This is a genomic window from Gluconobacter sp. P5E10, assembly GCF_018812145.1.
Lineage (GTDB): Bacteria > Pseudomonadota > Alphaproteobacteria > Acetobacterales > Acetobacteraceae > Gluconobacter > Gluconobacter cerinus.
Window position 1 is genome coordinate 387,521 of record NZ_JACRVZ010000001.1, and the last position, 22,529, is coordinate 410,049.

Here is a 22,529-nt window from a genome sequence, read left to right on the forward strand (position 1 = left end):
CAGGTAAAATGAAGCAGATGCCCTTGGATACGCTCAAGCGCCTGCGGCGCCATGAACTCGAGGTGGTTGAGAAGGTGTTTGGCGAAGCAGTAGCGCGCGAGACTGCTGCTGAAGCAGTGTTGAGCAAGGCCCATCTGCTCCTGAATCAGGAGCAAAAGCTGGCGTCAGATCCGCAGGCCGATGACGATGCAGTAGAAGCGTTCAGCCGTTGGTTGCCCGTTGGCCAGCGTGCGATCGCTGACGCACAGGAGCTTTGCCGGGAGGCAGCCCTTGATCGGGATTGTCTTCGTTCGGCTCTTCTGATGGCTCAGGCAGCTCTAAAAGCTGTTGAGAAACTGCAGGATAAGCAGCGGCTTGAGATGAATTATCTCGCTCTTCGTAAGGAGCAAGCCGCTCTGGACGAACTGGCGCTGCGTCAGAGGGCCCTATACTGACGTTGCTGAGCGTAGAACGCCTGCGAGTTGGTGTGCCGTTCCAATAAGTGTGCAGGCAACAGGGTGCGTTTCATCACGGACGAAGGCGAGAATCAAAGTCCCGTCGCTCGGGAAAAGATCGCTTTCAAGGCTGACGACGGGAGCAGTCCCGCCTTCTTCCGACGCTGCCTGAGCGGCATGGGCCAAGAGTCGCGTTACGGCTTTTTCGAGCGCCGGAAGCACGATGGTGTGCGGCGTATCATGTTCTGCGGCGTGGGCGGCAACAAGCTCGTCCCATCCTTCTCTTGTGATGAACGCAGGAACACCATCGGGCGGTGTTTCCCGTTCAGCACGGAGAATAGCTCCAGACTGGGCAAGCCCCAGAATGTTGACGGCAGGGAGTGAGGAAGGATCAAGCACGACAGACATGTCGGCTTTTTATCAGTGAGAAGGTGGGAAAAGAAGGCGCGCCCTGCACAAAGTCAGAGCGCGCCCGTAAAAATTAGTGGGGAGGGTTGCCCATAGCCTGCATCAGGGCGTTGACCTGATCCGGATGGGCTTTGAACAGCGCAACGTTGTTCGGGGTGGGAGACGGCATGCCTGCTGGAACCTGTCCGTTGCTTACGGCAAGCGTCATACCAAAGGTCGTCATGCCCGTGATGAAGCTTTCCGGCGTAAAGCCATGGGATGAGAGCACAGCGGCAAAACCCGGAACCTGACCTGCTTGGCTAATCATCGCCTGCAATCCAAGCCCCTGAGAATTGGGTGGCTGGATATTACGGGCCTGAAGCTCCCCAATCGCGCTCGTTGCACGTGGCATGAAGTCTGCCGGCAGGGCGTAGCGCATGGCGCGCTCTGTGTCGGCCTTGAACTGCGGGGGAACCTGTGCCGGCTGCTGGGCTTGCTGCCCATCAACCTGTGTCTGGCTTGGGTAGCCCTGTGCGTGCGCAGAAAAAGGAAGAGCCGCGCTGGCGAAGAGAGCGAGCGCTGTGAGCGTTTTTATATTCAAAGTCATGCGTTTACCCATTCGCCGGAACGCATCAGAGGCGTGCGGCTGCCGTTTTTGATCCCATCGAGATCGATTTTATCCGAGCCAATCATCCAGTCGATATGGATCAGGGAGTCATTAACGCCACGCTCCAGAAGCTGTTCCGGCGTCAGGCCTTCAATGTCGACCATGCACTTGGTGTAGGCTTGGCCTAGCGCAATGTGGCTGGATGCGTTCTCATCGAACAAGGTATTTCGATAGAGGATTTCGCTTGCGGAAATTGGCGACGAGTGGGGCACAAGGGCCACCTCGCCAATCCGGCGTGCGCCTTCATCAGTGTCCAGAATACGATGGAGAACGTTTTCACCCTTGCTCGCGTGCGCTTCAACGATGCGACCATCTTCAAAACGGACGGAAATGTCGTCGATCAGTGTGCCCTGATGGAATAGTGGCTTGGTACTGCAGACGGTGCCGTTCACGCGGGAGCGATGCGGGGTTGTGAAGATTTCTTCAGTTGGAATGTTCGGATTGCAGACAATGCCGTTCAGTGCCTCTTCCGATCCGCCAGCCCAGGCATGGCCATCTGCAAGGCCAACCGTAAGATCAGTACCGGGGCCGGTGAAGTGCAGGGCGTCAAAGCGTGTGTCGTTCATGAATTTTGCCCGGGCATGCAGACGGGCGTTATGGGCCTTCCAGTCTGCTACCGGGTCTGGGACATCCACGCGCGAAGCTTTGAAGATGCCGTTCCACAGCGCCGTCAGTGCATCTTTCGGAGCCAGATCGGGGAAGACCTGTGCGGCCCATGCCGGGGTGGCGCAGGCGATGATGTTCCAGTTCACTGCGAACTGGGTAATGATTTCCATCGCCGGGCGGTTGGCCGCTGAGTTGGCGCGGTTTGCGCGTGAAATCCGCTCTGGATCCTGGCCTGCAAGAAGGATTGGGTTGGCCCCAGTAATAGCCATGCGCGCCGCTCCCTCACGGAAGGCGCGGGCAATGCCGTCAGCCAGCCAGGTCGGGGCTGTATCGAAGGCGGCGTCAGAGGCATGGACATAACGGGCGAGTGTCGTCTCGTCATCGGCGTACAGCGTTGTGACGAGAGATGCTCCAGCCTTGTAGGCGTGTTCGGTAACGCGCCGGACCAGCGGAACGGCATCCAGCGGGGCTGTAATGAGGAGCTGCTGCCCCGGCTTGATGTTCAGTCCGACGCGAACTGCGACTTCGCCAAGGCGGTCAAGAAGCTGCTCGTGCGAAAATTGGGAAGTAGCGGACACATCTTGCTCTTTCGCAGTGGAATTCTGTTTTTCATCGTGGGGGCTGCACGACCGAAGTGCAAGAGCATGCCCTGTGCAGTCTGAAGTGGTTGGGCCGCCGTTTTAATGCGGTTGGTGCGGGGCTTGGAGCTGGGACGTGATTAAGTGCCAGATTGACCAGCATGGACGGAGAGTGCTGCACGCCGTAGTCTTGCAGGATGCGTCCTGGACTTCATATTTTCGCTGACGATGGTCAGCCGGACCAGCAGCCTTTTGATGTCGCTGTTGTCATGCCCAGCCTGCTGAGGCCCTCATTATTTCACGCTTTGCGGTCGATCTTCGCCCAGAGTGGTGACCTGCGCGTGCAGATTATGATCGGTGCGGATACTACGCCACCAGATGGAGCGCAGGAGATGCTGAAGAGTGCCTGTCAGGCGCGTCCGGAGGGCTGGTCAGTGGACGTGCTATGGCCGGGATATTCCACGTCTGTGCGGCATGGAGGGTTTGGCCGCGCACGTGATGGAGGCGTGCTGCGGAGTGTCCTGAGCCAGCTCTCCAATGCGCCTCGGGTGGCTTATCTGGACGATGACAACTGGTGGGCACCGGATCATCTGTCATCGCTTCTTGAAGCGATTGAGGAAAAGGACTGGGCCTGGTCAGGTCGATGGTTTGTACATCCCAAAACGTTAAAGCCGGTCTGCGAAGATCAGTGGGAATCTGTGGGCCCGGGCGGGGGGCTCTTCCGCGAGTCCTTTGGAGGGTTTGTAGACCCGAATTGTCTGATGATTGATCGGACGAGAGTTCCGGAGGTTCTGGATCTCTGGAACCAGCCTCTTCCGCAGGATCAGGGCGGGATGACGGCAGATCGAAGTGTTTTTAACTGGCTGAAAAGCAGGCCCGGCAAACCTACCGGAAAGTACTCAGCATTCTATGTTCTGACAGAAACGGACGGCATGCATCCGGTTCGTCTGCAATGCATGGGAGAGGCGTGGAACCGGGCAGGCCTGTAAGGCTGCCCGGTTCGCAATTTTACATGGAGCGAATGGTGTTCCGGCGCGGCGCGCGGCGCTGACGCTGCTGGTCCTGCGGTTGGGCGCTCGGGTTGGCGGCACGGGTAGCCTTGTCACGGGCTGCGGCGCGGAGTTCGGTTTCCAGTTCCTTGATACGGCGCTGGACGCTCTCTTTCAGAGCAGGGGATGTGTGAGACTTCATGGAAGCAAGTGTTTCCTTGAGGTCCCGAAGCTGCTTTTCCTTCTCTGCCTGGTTACGGCGGATAGGCTGATTGTCGGACATCTGTCCGTGGAATGCGCGCATGGTCTTGGTCTTTCAGCACGAAACGCCAGAGGCCTCCGCATCATCACTGAATGCGGAACGGTGCGCGAATGCACACCGGGCAGCCTCTGAAAGGTCATGATCGTGAGGGCGGATCAGTCCGCCCAACTGTGGTTCAGGATCGGTTTGTGAGAATGATGGCCCGCAGGGCGTCAATCAGGCGTGTGCAGGCCTCGTCAGTTCCGATCGTGACGCGTAGCCAGTTCTGGATACGCGGGGTTGAAAGATGCCGCACCAGGATCGAACGCTCGCGCAGGGCGCTCGCAACCGATCCGGCCGGATGCGCCGGGTGGCGCATGAGAATGAAGTTGGCACAGGATGGAAGGACTTGGAAGCCGAGATTTTCCAGTTCAGGGACAAGTGTTTTCCGGCTGGCAATCACTCGGGCTGTAATCTCTTCCAGCCAGTCCGTATCCTTGATGGCAGCGATGGCCCCTGCCTGCGCCGGGCGTGAAAGCGGATAGGAGTTGAAGCTGTCCTTGACACGGATCAGTCCTTCAATCAGCTCCGGCGAGCCGATTGCGAAACCGACGCGCAGCCCCGCCAGAGCATAGGATTTTGACAGTGTCTGAACGACCAGAAGGTTGTCATGACGCTTCGTCAGTTCGATGGCCGAGTCGGCACCGAAATCCACGTATGCTTCGTCAATGATGACCGTCCGGTCCGGATGACGAAGAGCGAGCATCTCGATCTGTTCAAGCGAGAGGGCCAGACCCGTATTGGCGTTGGGGTTCGCGACGACAACGCCACCGCAGGGGCCATCATAAGCGTTGATGTCGATCTCGTAGTCGTCGTTGAGCGGGAACTGCTTGAAGGGCTGTTCAAACAGGCTGCAATAGACCGGATAGAAGCCGTAAGTGACGTCCGAGAAGTAGAGCGGTGCGTCATCGTGAAAGAGGGCACGAAAGGCGTGAGCCAAGACTTCATCGGAGCCATTTCCAACGAAAACCCGGTCTGTTGTGACACCGAAGCGCTTTGCGATGGTTTCACACAGGACCGTTGCAGTTGGGTCCGGGTAAAGCCGAAGGTCGTCCGTTGCAGTCTCTCGAATAGCCTCCAGCACCCGCGGGCTCGGGCCATACGGAGACTCGTTCGTATTGAGCTTCAGCAGGTTGGTTAGTTTAGGTTGTTCGCCAGGGACGTAAGGGTCCAGAGCGTGGACGCGTTTGTTCCAGAAGCGGCTCATGCGCCTGTTTCCTGATCGAAAAAGCCGGTCACACCCTGTCGCTCTGCGAGGTCACGGGCAGAAACGCCGTCGCCGTCCCGATGATCCGGATTGGCGCCCGCAGACAGAAGAAGCCGTGCCATGTCCGTACGGCCAAACATGATGGCGAACATCAGTGGTGTCCGGCCCGAGAAATTTGCGTGATCAACCTGAGCCCCATTGTTGATCAGGACTTGTGCAATGTCCGTCATGCCTTTGAAGGCGACGCCGGACAGGGCCGTGGCCCCCTTCAGATCAACGGATTCCGTATTGGCTCCGCGTGCGAGGAGTAGCCGCGCGGCATCCAGATGTCCGTTGTAGGTCGAGACGATGAGGGCCGTGTAGCCGCGACTGTCAGGTGTATCGATGACCATTCCTGCGTCCAGAAACTGGGTCAGGAGGTCCGTGTCACCCTCACGGGCGGCGTCAATGAACAGGGCAGTGATCTGTTCAGGCGTGAAATTGACGGTCTGTGCGTTCATGACGGTTTCCACAAGGGGGACATAGTGCCGTTAGGTTAGCGGCTTGCGGGAGGGGGCGAAAGAGCCAGGGTTTCCCCGTTTTCCAGAGCTTTAAAGGGACGGGCACGGTCCTGAAAGGCCAGATTGAGGCGTGCCGCAGGCTCCAGAATAGCTTCATCAGTCAACTGGAATGTCCCGAAGTGAATGGCCATCGCCTGGGTGGGCTTGAGGGTATCAAAGGCCATGACCGCCTCTTCCGGATTCATGTGCACACGACGCATGAAATTGCGTGGCTCGTAGGCGCCGATTGGCAGGATTGCGAGGTCAATCGTGTTCCAGCGATTATGGATCGCATCAAAGTGACGGCCCCACGCTGTGTCCCCGGCAAAGAACACGGTTTTGTCCTGAGTTTCGATCACGAAGCCGCCCCAGAGGGCCTTGTTCTGATCGAACGGAGTACGGGCACTTCCATGCAGGGCGGGCGTTGCAGAAATGCGCGCGCCTTCCGCCTGCGTGCTGTTCCACCAGTCAAGTTCGACAATACGGGGCAAGCCAGCTTTTTCCAGATGGCTACGGTTTCCCGGCAACGTAATGCACAGCGGATCACCTTTGCGCGCCAGAATGCGCAGGGTCGGGAGATCCATGTGGTCGTAATGGCAATGTGAAACCAGAACGAGATCGATTGGCGGCAGGTCTTCAAAACAGATGCCGGGTGGCCGAACGCGTCGGGGGCCGAAACTCCGGAACGGGGAGCAGCGTTCTGAAAACACCGGGTCCGTGATGATGCGTAATGGTTCACGTCCCTGCCGGCCGAACTGGAGCAGAACGGTGGCATGGCCGATGAACGTTGCGAGACATTCACCGGGCGCGGGAGCAGTCAGGGTGTGGGGTTGCTGAGGGGGCAGGGCATCAGGCCAGCGGGGACGCAGGCTGAGCTGCCACTTCAGGATATTGCGGAAGCGCTGGGCAGGGGTTCGTCCTGAAACAGCGTTATCCGGGCGCCACGAAGGTGGGTTGAAATAACGTGTTCCATCGAAGTGAGGCGGGTTGTCGTCAAGCACAAGACCGTGTTTCACAATATGGTTTACCCATCAAGCATTGCGTCAGACGTGATATCGCGTCATGCCGTGGCTGCAGAAGGTGCGGGGGCATCATTGACCTTTCCCCCGCTCGTCACAAGCCGGAGACCCTATACCGATGAGTACGCTTCCTGAACTCGGTATCAATACCATCCGCACCCTTTCCATGGACGCCGTCGAGCGTGCGAATTCCGGGCATCCCGGAACCGCAATGGCTCTCGCCCCGGCCATGTATGCGCTTTGGCAGCATGATCTGAACTACGATCCTGCCGATCCGCTATGGCCAGCCCGTGACCGGTTCGTCCTGTCCGTCGGACACGCCTCCATGCTCCTGTACTCGACGCTGTTCCTGACAGGCGTTCGGGACATTCAGGATGGAAAGGTCGTGGACCAGCCAGCTCTCACTGTCGAGGACCTGAAGCAGTTCCGCCAGCTAAGCTCCCGGACGCCGGGCCACCCGGAATATCGTTTCACGTCAGGCGTTGAAACAACGACCGGCCCGTTGGGGCAGGGCTGTGGCAACTCCGTGGGTATGGCCATTGCTGAAAAGTGGCTGGCTGAAACGTACAACCGCCCGGGCTTCAAGCTGTTCGACTATCACGTCACGGTTTTCTGTGGTGATGGCGACATGATGGAAGGTGTGGCTTCGGAAGCGGCTTCAACGGCCGGTCATCTGGGCCTCGGCAACCTGACCTGGGTTTACGATTCCAATCAGATCTCCATTGAAGGCTCGACCGATCTTGCCCTGACCGAAGATGTTGGCAAGCGTTTCGAGGCGTATAAGTGGCACGTTCAGACGCTGACGGACGGTAACGACGTTCAGGCAATTCTGAAGGCCCTTCAGGAAGCCAAGAAGGTCACGGACCGCCCGAGCATGATCGTTCTGAAGACGGTCATTGGTTACGGTGCGCCGAAGAAGGCCGGCACGGCATCTGCTCATGGTGAACCGCTGGGCAAAGATGAAATCAAGGGCGCAAAGGCAGCTTATGGCTGGCCGGAAAATGCCGGTGATTTCTATGTTCCGGATGGTGTCCAGGAGCATTTCGCCGAAGGTCTCGGCAAGCGCGGTGCGGCAGCCAGTGCCCAGTGGCGTGAACTGTTCTCGGCTTACAAGGAAGCGCATCCGAAGGAAGCCGCCGAGCTTGAAGCAATCTTCGAGCACCGTCTGCCAGAAGGCTGGGACAAGGACATTCCGGTTTATGAGGCTGATGCCAAGGGCGTTGCATCCCGTGCAAGCTCTGGCCAGGTGCTGAATGCCGTTGCCAAGAACCTGCCTTGGATGATCGGTGGGTCTGCTGACCTGACGCCGTCCACGAAGACGGACATCAAGGGTGGTGGATCGTTCCAGCCGCCGCAGTGGGGTGGCACCTATGGTGGCCGCAACCTGCATTTCGGTGTGCGTGAACACGCGATGGGTTCGATCTGTAATGGTATCGCGCTGTCCGGCATCCGTGCCTATGGCTCTGGCTTCCTGATCTTCTCTGATTACATGAAGGCTCCGATCCGTCTGTCGGCCATCATGGAACTGCCGGTCACGTATATCTTCACGCATGACTCCATCGGCGTCGGTGAAGATGGTCCGACCCATCAGCCGATCGAGCAGCTTGCTCAACTTCGCGCGACCCCGGGCATCATGACGATCCGCCCATCCGACGCCAACGAAGTGGCAGAGGCATGGCGCACGCTGATCCCGATGACGCACAAGCCTGCTGTTCTGGCTCTAAGCCGCCAGAATCTGCCAACCATTGACCGCACGAAGTATGCAGCGGCTTCCGGTCTGGCCAAGGGCGCGTACGTTCTGGCCTCCTGTGAAGGTAAGCCGGATGTGATTCTGATGGCTTCGGGTTCTGAAGTATCGCTGGTTGTCGAAGCTTATGAAAAGCTTACGGCAGAAGGTGTGAAGGCCCGCGTGGTGTCGATCCCGAGTTTCGATCTGTTTGAAGAGCAGAGCCAGGAATACCGCGATTCCGTTCTGCCGCCTGACGTGATCGGCCGCGTGGCTGTCGAGCAGGCTGCGGCCTTCGGCTGGGACCGTTATGTCGGTCTTGGCGGCTCGATCATTGCCATGAATTCGTTTGGTGCATCGGCTCCTGCCTCTGCACTTCTGACCAAGTTCGGTTTTACGCCGGAAGCAGTTTATGGCGCCGCGAAGCGTCAGGCTGCCCGTAGCAAGTAAGGAGAGAACCTGTGGCGGACACAATCTCTAACACCGGCCTAGACAAAGTGGGCAGTGTCCTGCGGGATCTGGAAAAGCACGGCCAGTCCCCCTGGCTGGACTTTATCCAGCGCAGTTTTACGGAAGATGGCAGCCTCAAGAAGCTTGTCGAGGAAGACGGGCTTCGCGGGGTCACCTCCAACCCGGCTATTTTCGAGAAGGCCATCGGTAAGGGGACGGAATACGATCCCCAGATCCGCAAGCTTCTCGAAGGCGAAGGTCTCTCTGCTGGAGACCTTTACGAGCACCTCGCGATTGACGACATCCGCGCTGCCTGCGGTGTCCTTTATCCGGTGTTCGAAAAGACAAAGGGTCTGGACGGGTACGTCAGCCTCGAAGTCTCTCCGTATCTGGCCTTTGACGCGCACGGCACCATCACGGAAGCCCGTCGCCTGTGGAAGGCCGTCGGTCGCAAGAACCTGATGGTCAAGATTCCGGGTACGGAAGAAGGCACGGGTGCGATCCGCGAAGCGATTGCAGACGGCATCAACATCAATGTGACGCTGCTGTTCTCTCTGGATGCCTACAAGGCCGTTCTGGAAGCTTACATTTCCGGTCTTGAAGCCCGAGCAGCCCGTGGGGAAGACATTTCCCACATCTCCAGCGTTGCTTCCTTCTTCGTCAGCCGTATTGACGCAAAGATCGATGGCGAAATCGATCGCCGCGTCGCTGCTGGTGACAAGGATGCGGAAGCGCTCAAGGCTCTGCGTGGCAAGGTTGCCATCGCAAACGCCAAGGCCGCCTATCAGTATTACCTTGACGTCAAGAAGAGCCCGCGCTGGCAGGCACTTGCTGCCAAGGGTGCAAATCCGCAGCGTCTGCTCTGGGCCAGCACCGGCACGAAGGACAAGGCTTACTCTGACGTCCTGTACGTCGAAGAGCTGATTGGTCCTGAGACGGTCAACACCATTCCGCCAGCAACGTTCGATGCGTTCCGCGATCACGGCAAGCTCCGTGAGAGCCTGACGGAAAACATTGAAGAAGCCCGTCACGTTCTTGCTGAGGCCGAGCGCCTTGGTCTGGATCTGGCCGGTGTCACGGCGAAGCTGGTGAAGGATGGCTGTGCCTCCTTCTCTGAATCCTTCGACACTCTTCTCGGTGCGGTCGCTGAAAAGCGGGAGTCTGTGCTGGGAAAACGGTTGCTCCACGTCACAGCTGACCTTCCCTCGGATATCCGCGACGATGTTGCTGAATCCGAGACGGCGTGGAGCAAGGAAGGTCTGGTCCGTCGCATTTGGGCGAAGGACGCCTCTGTCTGGACGAATGGTGCTGAAGCCGGTTGGCTGAACTGGCTGACCATCGTTCAGGATCGTCTGTGGCACATTGAGGAGCTGGAACTTCTGGCTCGTGATGTCCGCAGTCGTGGTTTCTCTGACATCCTGCTTCTGGGTATGGGCGGTTCGAGCCTTGGCCCAGAGGTTCTGGCCGAAACTTTCGGTCAGCAGGAAGGTTGGCCGAAGCTGCATGTTCTTGACAGCACTGACCCGCAGCAGGTTCGTGCTTACGAGAAGGCCGTTGATCTCAAGAAGACCCTGTTCATCGTGGCCAGCAAGTCTGGCGGTACGCTGGAGCCGAACATTCTGTTCGCGCATTTCTGGACGGTTGCCGGTCAGGCTCTGGGCAAGGCTCCGGGCGATAACTTCATCGCCATCACGGACCCTGACTCCCACATGCAGAAGGTCGCCGAAGAGAACGGCTTCTGGCGTATTTTCTACGGTGATCCGAAGATTGGTGGCCGGTTCTCTGTCCTGTCAAACTTTGGACTGGTGCCAGCCGCAGTCAGCGGTCTTGATGTTCGCAAGTTCCTGACCATCACCAATCTGATGGTCGAGAGCTGTGGTCCAAGCGCACCGGCACACGTTAACCCGGGTGTGACGCTGGGTCTGATCCTTGGTCATTCCGCCAAGTGCTTCGGTCGTGACAAGGTGACAATCCTTGCGTCCAAGGGCATTGCGTCCTTCGGGGCCTGGCTTGAGCAGCTTATTGCGGAAAGCACAGGTAAGAAGGGCACAGGTCTGATCCCGATTGACGAGGAAGTGCTCGGCACGCCTGACGTCTACGGCAAGGACCGTGTTTTCGTGGACATCCTGCTGGGCGACGACGTTCCGGACAGTCGTCTTGGGGCGCTGCGTGAAGCTGGAGCTCCGGTGATTACGGTGCGTCTGGCAGACAAAAACGAGATCGGGCAGGCCTTCTTTGTCTTTGAATTTGCAACTGCTGTTGCAGGTGCGGTTCTGGGCATTGACCCGTTTGATCAGCCGGATGTCGAGTTCAGCAAGGTTGAAACCCGCAAGCTGACGAACGCCTATGCTGAAACTGGTTCATTGCCAGCAGAAGAGCCGTTCGCAATCGACGGAAAGCTGTCTTTCTACGCAGATGAAAAGAATGCGGGTGTTCTTGGGGGAGGAGACGCTGTTTCCGTTCTCAAGAAGCACTTCAGCCGTGTTGGTGCGGGCGATTATGTCGGTCTTCTGGCCTATATCGAGCGCAACCGCGAAACACGGGACTGGGCGCAGGACGTTCGGATGGAATTGCGCGACGTGCTGAAGGTTGCCACGGCAGCCGAGTTCGGTCCGCGGTTCCTTCACTCGACAGGCCAGGCGTACAAGGGTGGCCCCGACAGTGGTGTTTTCCTTCAGGTAACTGCGGCTGATGCTGCTGATGTCCCGGTTCCGGGGCATGGTTTCAGCTTCGGTGTCGTTAAAGCGGCACAGGCACGCGGTGACTTCGAAGTTCTCTCGGCCCGTGGGCGTCGTGCCCTCCGGGTGCATATCGATGGACCGTTGGAAGAGGGCCTGAAGACCCTTGCCACGGCAATCCATAAAGCGGTGGCAGGAGCATAAACATGCGGATCGGTATCATTGGTCTGGGTCGTATGGGCGGCAATATTGCCGTCCGTCTGACCCGGCATGGACATGATGTTGTTGTGCATGACCGCACGGCTGCCGTGACGGCTGCGACTGTGGAGCGATCCGAAAAGGGTCGCGCCACAGGCGTGGACAGCGTCGAGGCGCTTGTAAAGGGTCTTGAAGGTGACACGCATCGTGTCGTCTGGGTCATGCTTCCGGCTGGGGCGATTACCGAAGCCTGCGTGAAGCAGCTCGGCACGCTTCTCGGCAAGGGAGATGTCATTATTGATGGTGGCAACAGCTACTATAAGGATGACGTCCGTCGTGCGGAAGAGCTGGCAGCGAAGGGGATTTCCTACGTTGACGTTGGCACGTCCGGCGGTGTGTGGGGCCTCGAACGTGGCTACTGCATGATGTATGGCGGGCCTAAAGAGGCTGCGGATTATATCGATCCAATTCTGGCGGCTCTGGCCCCTGGAAAGGGCGATGTTCCCGTCACGCCGAACCGCGATGCGACCAATCTCGATCCGCGTGCCGAGCAGGGTTATCTGCACTGTGGTCCGTCCGGTTCGGGCCACTTTGTGAAGATGATCCATAACGGCATCGAGTACGGCATGATGCAGGCCTTCGCTGAAGGTTTTGACATCATGAAGAGCAAGAACTCGCCCGTTCTGGCCGAAGGTGAACGCTTCGACTTGAACATGGCGGATATTGCCGAAGTCTGGCGTCGCGGCAGTGTCGTGTCGTCCTGGCTGCTGGATCTGACGGCGGAAGCGCTCGCGAAGTCGGGCGAACTGTCCGAGTTCTCGGGTGAAGTTGCTGACTCTGGTGAAGGTCGCTGGACGATCGAAGCCGCCATTGAAGAAAATGTGCCGGCGCCAGTGATGACGGCGGCTCTATTTACCCGTTTCCGTTCGCGGTCGGGCAATAACTTCGCCGAGAAGATTCTCTCGGCGCAGCGTTTCGGCTTTGGCGGTCACGTCGAGCAGAAATAAGCCCCTCTGACGGATGGGCAAGGGGGAGTGGGCACAGTATGCTCACTCCCCCATTCAATATGGCCGACCGACAGGGGCTTGTATGTCCATTGACCTAGATACCATTCACGCGGAACTTCCAGCGCTTCCGGATACGATCCGGATGGTTGTGTCCGACATGGATGGAACGCTCCTGACACCGGAAAAGACAATCGCTCCCTCTACGATGGCGATGGCAAAGGAGCTCCAGAAGCGCGGTATTCCGCTCTGTCTGGCAAGCGCGCGGCCCCCGGCTGCGATGACAAAATACATTTCACAACTCGGCTTGAGCGGTCAGAACGCGGGTTTCAACGGCGGCATTATTTTCTCGCCGGACGGAACACCGACAGTGAGCCGTGTCCTTTCGCGTGATGTGCTCTCCGTGGTGCATGACATGCTGCATGTCCATGGGATTGAAACGTGGCTGTTGCGTCAGTCTTACTGGATGGTCAGTGACGCCGCGACGCCGTTTGTCGAGCATGAGCGCCGTATTACCGGGCTGACGCCTCATGCCGTGCCGGATCTGCGTCATGAGTTTGATGGGATCGGTAAGGTCATGGGTGTGAGCAACAACTACGATCTGCTTCAGCGTGTCGAGACGGAACTGGCTGTTATGCTTCGTGGTGAAGCCAGTGTGCGCCGTTCCTCCGAAATGCTGCTCGATATTACGCCTGCGCTCGCCAACAAGGGCGAAGCCGTCCGTGAGTTGGCTCTCGCTCACGGTGTAAAGCCGCATGAAGTGGCCTGTCTGGGTGATGCCCATAACGACCTGCCGATGTTTGCTGTCGCGGGGTTGGGCATTGCCATGGGACAGGCTGAAGACGATGTGAGAGCCGCTGCCCAGGTTCTTACTGACACCAATGAGCGTGATGGCTGGGCCAAAGCCATTGAGCGCTACATTCTGCCAAGGGTCAAAAACACATGACGACCGATATCCGTACTGCCACACTGGAAACACTGCCGAGCTCAGAAGCAGTAGCCCTTCGAATGGCGGATCTTCTGGTGGAAGGTGTTTTTGACAAGACGGACGGCAAGTTCCGTGTGGCTCTGTCTGGCGGTTCGACACCCAAGCGACTGTTCGAACTGCTGGCAGAGCCAGAGCTGGCAAAGCGCATTCCGTGGGATCGTATTGAGATTTTCTACGGGGATGAGCGCCATGTTCCCGAAGGGCATGCAGACAGCAACCATACGGTTGGCCAGTCTGTTCTGATCAGCCGTGTTCCGGTTCCTGCCGAGAATGTTCATCCGATCCCGACGGGTGGAACGGTCGAGGCGGATGCGCGCGCCTATCAGAAAACTCTTGAGACTTCATACGGCGCGACGGAGCTGGACCCGGCTCGTCCGCTGTTTGATCTCGTAATGCTTGGCCTGGGAACGGATGGACATACGGCCTCCCTATTTCCGGGCGAGCCTGTGCTTCAGGAAAAGACGGCATGGGTCGGAACGGCAGCTCCGAAGACCGCGCCTTACGAGCGTATTACGCTGACGTATCCTGCCATCCATTCCAGCGCGCTGGTCGTCTTTCTGGTGACCGGGGCATCCAAGGTTGAAATGCTTCAGCGTCTTCGTGAAGGCGACAAAACTCTGCCGTCTGCAAATGTGACCAGTGAAGGTCGGATCGTCATTCTGGCAGATCGTGCCGCAACGGGAGACGCCGCATGAGCTCGGATATGGAGGCGCACAAGCGCACTGCCGCTCGTCGTGCTGCCGATATGGTCAAGAGTGGCATGGTGGTTGGACTCGGCACGGGAAGCACCGCCACCTACATGATCGAGCGGCTCGGTGAGCGCGTGGCAGAAGGCCTTCACATTGTCGGGATTCCGACATCCGAAGACAGTGCCCGCAAGGCCAAAAAAGCGGGGATTCCGCTGACGGATTTTTCCGCTCATCGTCAGCTCGATATTGCCATTGATGGCGCGGATGAGGTTCAGCGGGGGCCGTTGCACCTCATCAAGGGCCTTGGCGGGGCGCTTCTGCGTGAAAAGATCGTGGCTCAGGCTTCGAAGATATTTGTGGTGATTGTGGATGGCAGCAAGCCGGTTGATCACCTCGGGGAGCGTACTCCTGTTCCCGTGGAAGTGATTCCTTTTGGTTGGGAATGCACGGCAGAACGGTTGTCAGCCTGCGGTGCCAAGGGCGTTAAGCCCCGGACCGACCGTGATGGGAACCTGTTCGTCAGTGACAATGGCAACATGATCCTGGACTGCACGTTCGGCCCGATCGAGGACCCGGAAGATCTGGCGCGCCAAATAGACGCGATCGTGGGCGTGGTGGAACACGGCATGTTCCTTAACATGGCGTCTGAAGTTCTGGTTGCGACAGAACAGGGAGTGGAGCGATGGGAACCATAGAGACTGCGCACGTCAGTAAGGCCATAGGTGTCCGGCCGCGTTTTCTGGTCGTGATGGGTGTTTCCGGGACAGGCAAAACAACAATCGCCACCGGCCTTGCCACCCGCCTGGGGTGGCATTTTCAGGAAGGGGATGCGCTCCATCCCCAAAGTAACGTTGACAAAATGAGCTCAGGTCAGCCGCTGACGGACGAAGACCGCAAGCCCTGGCTGGAGCTCTGTCATGACTGGCTGAGCAGGGAAGTAAAAGCGGGTCACGGTGCTGTCCTGACCTGCTCCGCTTTGAAGCGCATTTATCGCGAACAGCTGCGCCGCGATCTTCCCGTTGAATTTATTCATATCCGTGTTGCTCGTGACACTCTGGCTGATCGTATGACCCATCGAAAAGGTCATTTCATGCCGCCAAGTCTGCTACCGAGCCAGCTTTCCACATTTGAAGAGCCGGGTGATGATGAACCGGTCATTCATGTCTGTGGTGAAGATCACCCCGATGTTGTGCTGGAGAAGCTGATCCAGCAGTTTCGTGATGAAGAAAACCAGAAGGAACTCCATGCGGCTGTTGGTTGATGCAGATGCCTGCCCTGTAAAGGACGAGATTTACCGTGTGGCAGGCCGTTATGGCCTCCAGACGCTGGTTGTTGCCAATCGCTGGATCAATATCCCCCAGTCGCCACTGATTGAACGTGTGGTCGTGCCGGAAGGGCCAGACGTTGCGGATGACTGGATTGCAGAGCAGGCTGTCACAGCAGACATCGTGGTCACGAATGATGTACCATTGGCCGTGCGGTGTCTGGAAAAGGGGGCGGCCGTTCTGCGCCCTAATGGCGAAGAAATCGATGATCGGTCCGTGGGAATGGTCTCGGCCATGCGGGATCTGATGCATGACCTGCGCGAAACCGGGGTGGTGAATACATACAATCCATCCTTTGGAAAAGCGGATCGAAGCCGGTTTCTTTCCGCTCTCGATACGCTCATCGTGCGACTCCGCAGGAAAGCTACCCTTTCGAGAGTGATCCCCAGTTCTTCATAAAACATCCACAGGGACGTCCCCGGAGATGTTCCATGAATCTGGGGATAAGAGTCCGCTGCTGAGGAAAAATCGTCCATGAATCCGTTGCGTCTTGCACAGCTGGAAATGTTCTGTGCTGTCGTCGAGACAGGAACGGTGGTGGCAGCGTCACGGAAACTGAACTGTGTGGCGTCCAACGTGACGGCGCGCTTGCGGGAACTGGAGCAGCTTCTGGGGCGGGAGTTGTTTACGAGGGAAAAGAACCGTCTCTTTCTGACGCCGGAAGGACGATTGTTTCACCAACAGGCCAAAACCGTCGTGGAAGAGGCACGGCACCTGACAGATCTCTTTTCTGAAGGCGTGCCTCGCGGGATACTGACTGTTGGGGCCTTGGACGTCGCACTGAAGGAATATTTACCCAGTCGAGTGCCGCAGTTTCTGGCAGCGGCACCGGGTGTAGAGATCAGGATACTGATCCGGCCGACAGATACGCTTGAGCGTATGCTGGTTGATGGCGAGATTGATCTTGCTCTGACGGATGGGCCAATCGAGCATCCCATGATGGGCAGCGCATTTGCCTTTCGCGAACGTCTGGCACTTATTTTGCCCGAAGGACAGAAGACACTTCAGTCAGGCCAGACAGTCTTTCTGTTCAATACAGACTGTTTGTATCGCCGGTATTTTGAGGCTTGGCTGGAGCAGAAGGGCTTTGGCGGTGGTCTTATCCATACCGTTGAGTCTTATGACGTCATTATGGCCTGCGTAGAGGCGGGGTTGGGAATTTCGTGTATTCCTCAGAGTGTTCTCTCAACTCTGGGGGCTGTCCGTAAGACAGGCATCGCTGTGCAGTACCCCACAGATCTTCAGGGCAGTGATATCTATTCGGTCTGGCGGGAGCCGCGAGTGAGCGTGTTGGCCCGGCTGTTCATGGATGGTTTGGGTTCAATCTCTAAAGACTCATAAATAGTGAACGAAACACTGATTTATCATCACTTTTAATAAAACATATCTCTTGCCAGTGTCGGGTCATCGATTGAACCGGCAGCGGTCTCATGCGTCTGGAATAAAGCGGCGCAGGATGCGCTTCCTGCAAAACAGGAGCACTCATGGCTCAGAAATACGATCTCTTCATTAACGGTGAATGGGTTTCCCCGCAGACGGGAGAATGGATTGCTGTCGAAAATCCTGCCACGAAAGAAACGGTCGGCCAGGCGGCTCGGGGTAGTGAAGCCGATCTGGATAAGGCAGTAGCAGCAGCCAAGGCGGCGTTTCCGGCTTGGAGCCGAAAGACAGCTACGGAGCGCGCGGATTATGTCCATGCGCTGAAAGATCTGGTGAAGCGGGACAAGACGGTTCTGGCCCAGATCATTACGTCCGAAATGGGTAAGCCCCTGAAAGAAGCTGAAGTCGAAGTTGATTTCGCAATCGGGCTGCTGCGGTTTTCGGCTGAAAACACGCTGCGTCTTCAGGGGGAAATCATTCCGGGGAGTACCCCGGACGAGAAAATTCTGATTGATCGTGTGCCTCTTGGCGTGATTGGCGCCATTACGGCCTGGAACTTTCCGCTGGCTCTTTGTGCTCGCAAGATTGGGCCGGCCATCGCTGCGGGGAATACGATCGTTGTAAAGCCGCACGAACTGACGCCGCTTGCGTCGCTTCATCTGGCAAAGCTGGTTGAGGAAGTCGGCATTCCCAAAGGTGTCGTTAATATTGTCACGGGTGATGGCCCGGAAGTCGGAGTTCCGCTGGTCGCGCATCCGGATGTGAAGCTCATCACCATGACCGGCTCTACGCCTGCCGGGAAAAAGATCATGGCCGCCGCGGCGGAGACGCTGAAGGAAGTTCGACTGGAACTTGGTGGCAAGGCTCCTTTCCTGGTGATGGAAGATGCTGATCTGGAAAAGGCGGCGGAAGCGGCTGTGCAATCTCGCTTCATGAACACGGGGCAGGTCTGTACCTGCAATGAACGTACCTACATCCATGAAGCAGTTTATGACGACTTTGTGCAGAAGGTTCGTCAGAAGATCGACGCACTGAAGGTTGGTCTGCCGACTGACCCTTCAACGGACATGGGCCCCAAGGTGAGCGAAGACGAACTCACCAAGGTTCACGAGATTGTCGAAAAGGCTGTTCGCCAAGGTGCCACGCTGGAAACTGGTGGGAAACGCTTAACGGGCGGTGTCTACGATAAGGGCTATTTTTACGCACCCACACTGCTGACGGACGTCTCGCAGGATATGGACATTGTTCATAACGAGGTGTTTGGCCCTGTCATGTCGCTTATCAAGGTGGCGGATTTTGATCAGGCGCTCGCCTGGGCCAATGACTGCCGGTATGGGCTGTCAGCCTACCTCTTCACGAAGGATCTGAGTCGTATCCTGCGTATGACGCGCGAACTGGAGTTCGGGGAGGTCTACGTGAACCGTCCTGGCGGTGAAGCGCCGCAAGGTTTCCACCATGGCTACAAAGAAAGTGGCCTTGGGGGGGAAGACGGACAGCACGGGCTGGAAGCCTATGTGCAGACCAAGACGATTTATCTCAACGCTTGATGTTCAAAAGGGCAGTCCGAAACCGGACTGCCCTTTTTTTATGAAAGGACCGGAAACATGGTTAAAGTTGCTGCACTGGCCACTGATGGCCTGGAAGAAATCGAACTGACATCTCCACAAGAGGCGCTGGAGAAAGCGGGCGCGACTGTTACTGTAATCTCGTTGAAAGCTGGGGAATTTCAGGCGGTCAACAAGGACATTTATCCGTCTCGCAAAATTAAAGCAGAGCTAGGCATTGCAGATGCGAAAGCTTCCGATTTTGATGCTCTTTTGCTGCCGGGAGGGCTTGCCTCACCTGATAGCCTCCGCATGAACCGGGATGTCGTGGCGTTCGTGAAGGAGTTTGTGAAGGCCAACAAGCCGATCGCTGCAATCTGTCACGGAGCGCAGGTTTTAATCGAAGTAAACGAGCTACGAGGCCGTACCGTTACATCATGGCCTGCAATCAAGACCGATCTTGAAAATGCGGGAGCAAGCTGGGTGGACACAGAAGTTGTGACAGACGGCCCTTATGTTTTCTCACGATGCCCCGACGATCTGCCTGCTTTCAACAAGGCGATTATCAAGCATTTCAAGGTGGGGTGATACATCGCATCACCAAGGCTGGACGAACGAGTCATGAATTGGATGGTCGGTCGTCTGGCTTTGAGATGTAATTTTCCAATGATCTTTCACAAACCGATAGCGTAGGCCGCTCCCTTTTAGGGATCGGCTGAATGCCTGTCGGGGTGTCAGGACACCTGAGACGGCTGGCGCTTTCATGGTGCCTAGAAGCGCCGGATCCGCGTCTACGAAACACCCTGTCTGGTGAGCAAGGTTTTGCAGTCGCTCATCCATACGTTGACTAGGAAGTTCCAGAGAAAACGGGCTCTTCTTGCATTCAGATGATGCTTCGATTGGACTGATATAAGATAATATGGAATATATAAAAATGGATGATAGATGCTTTCAAGAATATTTTGAAAGCATCTGATTCTACATTTTGGATTAATTACTATATTATATAGGAGCTGCTATCCTTGAGCTTTGCACGAACGAAATCTTTTCCATCTTTATCTAACAAGTCAAAAACTATTTCTGTTGCGCATGATAAATCTTTTTTTGTTATCTCTTCATTGCTCGTGGTAATTAACCTATTTGGAAAATTACAAACAAACATGGAAATATGCTGTAAGCGTTCCTTAAGTGTTTCTTCAGTAACGTTAACCTTTTCTATATGAAACTTTTCCCAATCTCCTGTTTTTTTTCTGTCGGAAATTATAGTTCCGCCTATATGAACTGGCTCGGAAGTTAAAAAATGTTTTGTGTTAGGATGTCTTAAAAAGAACTGGTTTTCTTTTCCTGTTGGGAAAATTTCATAAGAAAAAAACCGGCGTAATCTGCGATCATGCAGAATAGAAAATCGATTTAAACTTTTAGAAAAAATAAAAATTTTATTTTTATCTGTAAATTTTATACCATATATTTCTTGTAAATTGCCATCATTGGCAACGGTCAGCCCGCGGGAATCAACGCCGCAATATTTATCATGAAATGTTTTCAGCTTAAATAAATTAACGTGTGGGAGTATATTAATGCTTTGAAAAAGATCCGATTCAAATTTTTCCATTGAAATATATTTGTATTGCTTTCCAAATACGCCAATTTCATTAGCAACTCTTTGAATGGTATTTTCAAAAAATTCTCCCATTATTTCACGTAATTTTAGAACATTTTTACTCCCTTTATCATCGTATTCATGGCCCTTATTGTATTCAAGCCATAGATGGGTAGAGGGGTTTATATTTGTTCTCTTTTTAAATCTCTCTACAAAGTGCTCCATGCTTCTGCATTGGAAGTGCATAACCTTTCCATTGGTCCAGTCTGGTTCATCTTCCATGATTCCGACTGTATCTGACCAGGTAAAATTTTTTCCTGAAGAGCTTACGGTTTCTATGTCATTTTTCATTTTGAAAGAATGAACTGTTTGCCATTCTCCGGACCAGTATTTTGGTCGTATGAAAGATTTTGTATGTTTGTTGATTGACTCTTCTTTAGAGAGGTGATGCCTGTAAGAAAAAGTACTTGGCCATGCAGGCTTTGTGATATTATCAGAGCTTCCGTAATTGCACCAATTAAAGCAAATTTGACCCACAGTGGGTCTGAATTCGCCAAGGAAGTCTTTTAGGTTCTGATGTTTTTCTAAAAGAAGATATTCATCACAGTCTAAGAATCCGATCCATTCGAATTCATCTTTGAAGTTATTTATAGCAGAAATATAAACTTCTTTTTGTCTCCATGAGTGAGGAGTTTCTGACGGAGGTAATCTGGTAACTCTAACGTCAAAACTGTTGGAAATGTCGGAGAGCGCCTCAAATGTTCCGTCATTGGAATTATCATCGGCAACTATTATTGTGTCGACACCAATGAGTTTGTACCATGATATCCAAGAATATATTTCTTCTACTTCATCTTTTGTAAATAAAACAACAGCAATTTTCATTGTAATCTCCATTTTTAAAATACCAGATCAGAAGCGTTTTTTGTATTTAAATCATGGAGAAAATTTAAAGCCAAGCGAAAATTTTATTAGAAAAATAGGCTGCAGAAGCCTGTTTTTTGCATTTTACAGAGGGCCTGTTACCTTAATTTCAAGAAGATGAAATCTCGTCTCCACATAGATTGATTTATACGTTTCTGAGTGACATGTGGGTTCTATTTAGAAGTTTGTGTCCACTAGATGGCGTCCGAGGGCTGGGTCATCTGTGAAGAACCCGTCGATCCCCATATCTAGGTAGCGGCGGACCTCTGCGATCATACCTTGGGGGTTGCGAGCTGCTGGGCCTGCGTCATTTCGAAGCTGAGCAGGAAGAAAGTAGTTTTCCGGGCGTGCTGTGTAGGAATGAACAAGCAGACCTGCACGGTGCGCGTCATCCACCAGTGTGCTGGGTTCAAGCCATGCGCCTTTGGAATCCCGGGGGATCAGATCCGTGTTCGATGGGCCGATGACGTCGGAATAATGACGGACCTCCTTGAGGCCGCTCGGTGTCATCAGGTCGCCGAAGGTTGTTGTTTTTCCTGCTGCGGCAAGATCAGGGGGAACCTGTCTGCGTTCACCCATCAGAAGCATCAGTCGTGTCTGTGGGTTGATGGCCAGTGCCTGCTCCCGGATACGGGCAAGGTTGGACGTTTCGAAAGACTGGATTTCGAGCGGGGCCTGGCGCGTATATTCGTGAGCCGCGATGGTCTTGAGGAAGATTGCTTCCGGATCATGGCCCAGGCTGTGAAAATGCGTGGAATGCTTCAGTTCCGGGATCAGACCGAAGGTCTTGCCGGTGGCAGCAGCCTGAGCCGCCACAACTTCGATGACCTCCTCAAACGTCGGGATTTCGAAGCGGTCGTTGTAGCGGGTGTTATGGACACGAAGGGTGGCCAGACGCTCACGGGCGCGGAGTGTTTTCAGTTCCGCAAGCGTGAAATCCGTGGTGAACCAGCCGGTCTGCTTCTGGCCGTCGATGATGACGGTCTTTTTGCGGTCGGCAAATTCCGGATGATCGGAAACATCCGTCGTATCGGCGATGTTGCTTTCATGACGGACGACCAGATGGCCGTCTTTTGTCATGACTAGATCGGGCTCGATGAAATCAGCACCGTCCAGCATTGCCTTGGCATAAGCACCGAGTGTGTGTTCAGGACGGAGAGCCGACGCGCCACGGTGGGCAAACACCAGTGGCTTTGGAGCCAGGGAGGGAGCCGCCTTTGCGGAGCGGCTCAGGTGAAGGGCAGGGAGGGCGGCGGAAAGCAGCCCCAGAGTGCGGCGGCGCGTCAGCATGGATCA

22 protein-coding genes are annotated in these 22,529 nt (G+C 55.5%); 13 read left to right on the top strand and 9 right to left on the bottom strand.

Annotated features, from left to right (window positions below):
• Window positions 1-8 precede the first annotated feature (8 nt).
• Window positions 9-434, top strand: a complete 426-nt coding sequence (locus tag KP707_RS01715; RefSeq protein ID WP_211501953.1) for a flagellar export protein FliJ — start codon at window positions 9-11, stop codon at window positions 432-434.
• On the opposite strand, the gene KP707_RS01720 is transcribed toward KP707_RS01715, so the two are convergent.
• From KP707_RS01720 to KP707_RS01730, 3 genes are all read right to left on the bottom strand, one after another.
• Window positions 426-842 carry a hypothetical protein gene (locus tag KP707_RS01720; RefSeq protein WP_211501954.1) on the bottom strand — a complete coding sequence of 139 codons (417 nt, stop codon included), beginning with the start codon at window positions 840-842 and terminating at the stop codon, window positions 426-428. The two genes, KP707_RS01715 and KP707_RS01720, sit on opposite strands and share 9 nt — an antisense overlap.
• A gap of 73 nt (window positions 843-915) precedes the next feature.
• Window positions 916-1,428: a hypothetical protein gene (locus tag KP707_RS01725; protein ID WP_211506707.1), complete on the bottom strand. Its 513-nt coding sequence runs from the start codon at window positions 1,426-1,428 to the stop codon at window positions 916-918.
• Window positions 1,425-2,672 (bottom strand): aminopeptidase, encoded by a 1,248-nt coding sequence (locus tag KP707_RS01730; protein ID WP_211501956.1) that lies wholly within the window; start codon window positions 2,670-2,672, stop codon window positions 1,425-1,427. Before KP707_RS01730 ends, KP707_RS01725 begins: the two co-directional genes overlap by 4 nt.
• Window positions 2,673-2,869: 197 nt before the next feature.
• Here KP707_RS01730 and KP707_RS01735 point away from each other — a divergent pair, with 197 nt between their 5' ends.
• Window positions 2,870-3,661 (top strand): glycosyltransferase, encoded by a 792-nt coding sequence (locus KP707_RS01735; protein WP_211501957.1) that lies wholly within the window; start codon window positions 2,870-2,872, stop codon window positions 3,659-3,661.
• Between the two features lie 19 nt (window positions 3,662-3,680).
• On the opposite strand, the gene KP707_RS01740 is transcribed toward KP707_RS01735, so the two are convergent.
• From KP707_RS01740 to KP707_RS01755, 4 genes are all read right to left on the bottom strand, one after another.
• The gene (locus KP707_RS01740) at window positions 3,681-3,965 is read right to left on the bottom strand and encodes a hypothetical protein (protein ID WP_046899925.1); all 285 of its coding nucleotides are present in this window, start codon (window positions 3,963-3,965) and stop codon (window positions 3,681-3,683) included.
• Window positions 3,966-4,098: 133 nt separating this feature from the next.
• The gene (hisC, locus tag KP707_RS01745) at window positions 4,099-5,169 is read right to left on the bottom strand and encodes a histidinol-phosphate transaminase (protein WP_211501958.1); all 1,071 of its coding nucleotides are present in this window, start codon (window positions 5,167-5,169) and stop codon (window positions 4,099-4,101) included.
• On the bottom strand, window positions 5,166-5,669 hold the full coding sequence (locus tag KP707_RS01750; RefSeq protein WP_211501959.1) for an ankyrin repeat domain-containing protein: 504 nt from the start codon (window positions 5,667-5,669) through the stop codon (window positions 5,166-5,168). The genes hisC and KP707_RS01750 overlap by 4 nt, the downstream gene beginning before the upstream one ends.
• Window positions 5,670-5,704: 35 nt before the next feature.
• On the bottom strand, window positions 5,705-6,724 hold the full coding sequence (locus tag KP707_RS01755) for an MBL fold metallo-hydrolase (RefSeq protein ID WP_338085298.1): 1,020 nt from the start codon (window positions 6,722-6,724) through the stop codon (window positions 5,705-5,707).
• A 121-nt stretch (window positions 6,725-6,845) separates the two neighbouring features.
• Between KP707_RS01755 and tkt the strand changes: the two genes are divergently transcribed.
• The 11 genes from tkt to KP707_RS01810 all read left to right on the top strand — a co-directional run bounded on the left by tkt (window position 6,846) and on the right by KP707_RS01810 (window position 19,297).
• Window positions 6,846-8,903 carry a transketolase gene (tkt, locus tag KP707_RS01760; RefSeq protein WP_086634411.1) on the top strand — a complete coding sequence of 686 codons (2,058 nt, stop codon included), beginning with the start codon at window positions 6,846-6,848 and terminating at the stop codon, window positions 8,901-8,903.
• 11 nt (window positions 8,904-8,914) lie between these two features.
• Window positions 8,915-11,785 carry a bifunctional transaldolase/phosoglucose isomerase gene (locus tag KP707_RS01765; RefSeq protein ID WP_211497755.1) on the top strand — a complete coding sequence of 957 codons (2,871 nt, stop codon included), beginning with the start codon at window positions 8,915-8,917 and terminating at the stop codon, window positions 11,783-11,785.
• A 2-nt stretch (window positions 11,786-11,787) separates the two neighbouring features.
• Window positions 11,788-12,786: a phosphogluconate dehydrogenase (NAD(+)-dependent, decarboxylating) gene (gnd, locus tag KP707_RS01770; protein ID WP_046899919.1), complete on the top strand. Its 999-nt coding sequence runs from the start codon at window positions 11,788-11,790 to the stop codon at window positions 12,784-12,786.
• 82 nt (window positions 12,787-12,868) lie between these two features.
• Entirely contained in the window at window positions 12,869-13,729 is an 861-nt protein-coding gene (locus tag KP707_RS01775) for a Cof-type HAD-IIB family hydrolase (RefSeq protein ID WP_099210652.1), read from the top strand.
• The gene (gene pgl / locus KP707_RS01780; protein WP_211501960.1) at window positions 13,726-14,466 is read left to right on the top strand and encodes a 6-phosphogluconolactonase; all 741 of its coding nucleotides are present in this window, start codon (window positions 13,726-13,728) and stop codon (window positions 14,464-14,466) included. The genes KP707_RS01775 and pgl overlap by 4 nt, the downstream gene beginning before the upstream one ends.
• A complete protein-coding gene (gene rpiA, locus KP707_RS01785) occupies window positions 14,463-15,155 on the top strand; it encodes a ribose-5-phosphate isomerase RpiA (protein ID WP_211501961.1) in 693 nt (230 codons plus the stop codon). Before pgl ends, rpiA begins: the two co-directional genes overlap by 4 nt.
• Window positions 15,143-15,721: a gluconokinase gene (locus KP707_RS01790; RefSeq protein WP_046899915.1), complete on the top strand. Its 579-nt coding sequence runs from the start codon at window positions 15,143-15,145 to the stop codon at window positions 15,719-15,721. Before rpiA ends, KP707_RS01790 begins: the two co-directional genes overlap by 13 nt.
• On the top strand, window positions 15,705-16,184 hold the full coding sequence (locus tag KP707_RS01795; protein WP_211501962.1) for a YaiI/YqxD family protein: 480 nt from the start codon (window positions 15,705-15,707) through the stop codon (window positions 16,182-16,184). Before KP707_RS01790 ends, KP707_RS01795 begins: the two co-directional genes overlap by 17 nt.
• Window positions 16,185-16,259: 75 nt before the next feature.
• Window positions 16,260-17,126: a LysR family transcriptional regulator gene (locus KP707_RS01800; protein WP_211501963.1), complete on the top strand. Its 867-nt coding sequence runs from the start codon at window positions 16,260-16,262 to the stop codon at window positions 17,124-17,126.
• 143 nt (window positions 17,127-17,269) lie between these two features.
• Complete coding sequence (aldA, locus tag KP707_RS01805; RefSeq protein ID WP_211501964.1) at window positions 17,270-18,712, top strand: aldehyde dehydrogenase; 1,443 nt, start codon at window positions 17,270-17,272, stop codon at window positions 18,710-18,712.
• 57 nt (window positions 18,713-18,769) lie between these two features.
• Window positions 18,770-19,297, top strand: a complete 528-nt coding sequence (locus KP707_RS01810; RefSeq protein WP_086634417.1) for a type 1 glutamine amidotransferase domain-containing protein — start codon at window positions 18,770-18,772, stop codon at window positions 19,295-19,297.
• 409 nt (window positions 19,298-19,706) lie between these two features.
• Here the strand turns inward: KP707_RS01810 and KP707_RS01815 are convergent, their stop codons facing one another.
• Both KP707_RS01815 and KP707_RS01820 read right to left on the bottom strand, forming a co-directional pair.
• Window positions 19,707-21,194, bottom strand: coding sequence for a glycosyltransferase family 2 protein (locus KP707_RS01815; RefSeq protein ID WP_211501965.1), 1,488 nt, complete (start codon window positions 21,192-21,194; stop codon window positions 19,707-19,709).
• Between the two features lie 216 nt (window positions 21,195-21,410).
• The gene (locus KP707_RS01820; RefSeq protein ID WP_211501966.1) at window positions 21,411-22,523 is read right to left on the bottom strand and encodes a glycerophosphodiester phosphodiesterase family protein; all 1,113 of its coding nucleotides are present in this window, start codon (window positions 22,521-22,523) and stop codon (window positions 21,411-21,413) included.
• Window positions 22,524-22,529 lie beyond the last annotated feature (6 nt).

Coding starts and splice junctions, on each gene's coding strand:
- KP707_RS01725 (WP_211506707.1), bottom strand. CDS start 1,428: ATGACTTTGAATATAAAAACGCTCACAGCGCTCGCTCTCTTCGCCAGC.
- KP707_RS01800 (WP_211501963.1), top strand. CDS start 16,260: ATGAATCCGTTGCGTCTTGCACAGCTGGAAATGTTCTGTGCTGTCGTC.
- KP707_RS01735 (WP_211501957.1), top strand. CDS start 2,870: ATGCGTCCTGGACTTCATATTTTCGCTGACGATGGTCAGCCGGACCAG.
- KP707_RS01775 (WP_099210652.1), top strand. CDS start 12,869: ATGTCCATTGACCTAGATACCATTCACGCGGAACTTCCAGCGCTTCCG.
- rpiA (WP_211501961.1), top strand. CDS start 14,463: ATGAGCTCGGATATGGAGGCGCACAAGCGCACTGCCGCTCGTCGTGCT.
- pgl (WP_211501960.1), top strand. CDS start 13,726: ATGACGACCGATATCCGTACTGCCACACTGGAAACACTGCCGAGCTCA.
- KP707_RS01750 (WP_211501959.1), bottom strand. CDS start 5,669: ATGAACGCACAGACCGTCAATTTCACGCCTGAACAGATCACTGCCCTG.
- KP707_RS01720 (WP_211501954.1), bottom strand. CDS start 842: ATGTCTGTCGTGCTTGATCCTTCCTCACTCCCTGCCGTCAACATTCTG.
- KP707_RS01820 (WP_211501966.1), bottom strand. CDS start 22,523: ATGCTGACGCGCCGCCGCACTCTGGGGCTGCTTTCCGCCGCCCTCCCT.
- gnd (WP_046899919.1), top strand. CDS start 11,788: ATGCGGATCGGTATCATTGGTCTGGGTCGTATGGGCGGCAATATTGCC.
- KP707_RS01740 (WP_046899925.1), bottom strand. CDS start 3,965: ATGCGCGCATTCCACGGACAGATGTCCGACAATCAGCCTATCCGCCGT.
- KP707_RS01795 (WP_211501962.1), top strand. CDS start 15,705: ATGCGGCTGTTGGTTGATGCAGATGCCTGCCCTGTAAAGGACGAGATT.
- KP707_RS01715 (WP_211501953.1), top strand. CDS start 9: ATGAAGCAGATGCCCTTGGATACGCTCAAGCGCCTGCGGCGCCATGAA.
- aldA (WP_211501964.1), top strand. CDS start 17,270: ATGGCTCAGAAATACGATCTCTTCATTAACGGTGAATGGGTTTCCCCG.
- KP707_RS01790 (WP_046899915.1), top strand. CDS start 15,143: ATGGGAACCATAGAGACTGCGCACGTCAGTAAGGCCATAGGTGTCCGG.
- hisC (WP_211501958.1), bottom strand. CDS start 5,169: ATGAGCCGCTTCTGGAACAAACGCGTCCACGCTCTGGACCCTTACGTC.
- KP707_RS01810 (WP_086634417.1), top strand. CDS start 18,770: ATGGTTAAAGTTGCTGCACTGGCCACTGATGGCCTGGAAGAAATCGAA.
- KP707_RS01815 (WP_211501965.1), bottom strand. CDS start 21,194: ATGAAAATTGCTGTTGTTTTATTTACAAAAGATGAAGTAGAAGAAATA.
- tkt (WP_086634411.1), top strand. CDS start 6,846: ATGAGTACGCTTCCTGAACTCGGTATCAATACCATCCGCACCCTTTCC.